Source organism: Oleiphilus sp. HI0066, from assembly GCF_001635725.1.
On the sequence record NZ_LWFH01001865.1, the window covers coordinates 1 to 892 of the forward strand.

Below are 892 nucleotides of genomic sequence, written 5' to 3' on the forward strand. Positions count from 1 at the left end.
CAGCGGTCAGATTGATGCAGATGCATTGCTTTCGGTTACTCCACCACCACAAATGCCAGCAACGATGGAAGCCGGCACTATTTATGGTTACTGTGTGGGCGAGCCGTGGAACCAGCAAGCAGTATTTAAAGGTATTGGTGTGCCAGTTGTAACGGATTACGAAATTTGGAAGAACAACCCAGAGAAAGTTTTCGGTGTGAGTAACGAGTGGGCAGAGAAATATCCAAATACGCATGCTCGCGTTGTAAAAGCGATGATCCGCGCAGCAATATGGTTGGATGAGAACAACAACGCTAACCGTCCAGAAGCGGTAAAAATCTTATCTCAAGCAAACTACGTTGGTGCTGACTACGAGGTTATTGCTAACAGTATGACGGGTACGTTTGAGTACGAGAAAGGCGATAAGCGTGAGATTCCAGACTTCAACGTATTCTTTCGTTACAACGCGACTTACCCCTACTACAGTGATGCAATTTGGTATCTAACACAGATGCGTCGTTGGGGGCAGATCTCTGAGCATAAGTCAGATGATTGGTACATGGAAACGGCTAAGAAAGTATATCGTCCAGATATCTACGCGACAGCAGCCAAAGCATTGATCGAAGAAGGTAAAGCGAAAGCTTCTGATTTCCCTGAATTCGATTCAGAAACTGGCTTTAAGCCACCTCAAACACACTTCATTGACGACCACGTTTACGATGGTTCAAAACCAAATGAGTACTTGCAGAAGTTCCCAATAGGTTTGAAAGGCAAAGACTTAATTTAAGCCTTAACGAAGTTAGCACATAGCCTAATTTGCCGAGTGCATAGTCCTCGCACTGGGCAAGTTTTATAGGCATAAAGGAGAAAGATATGTTTAAACAAGCGGTGATGCCTACTACTGGTGGATTAA

At 44.4% G+C, this 892-nt stretch carries 1 protein-coding gene; it reads left to right on the forward strand.

What is annotated here, in order from left to right:
• Positions 1–766, forward strand: a 766-nt coding sequence (locus A3738_RS28720; RefSeq protein ID WP_197474117.1) for a CmpA/NrtA family ABC transporter substrate-binding protein, incomplete at its 5' end; no start/stop codon positions are given.
• Positions 767–892 lie beyond the last annotated feature (126 nt).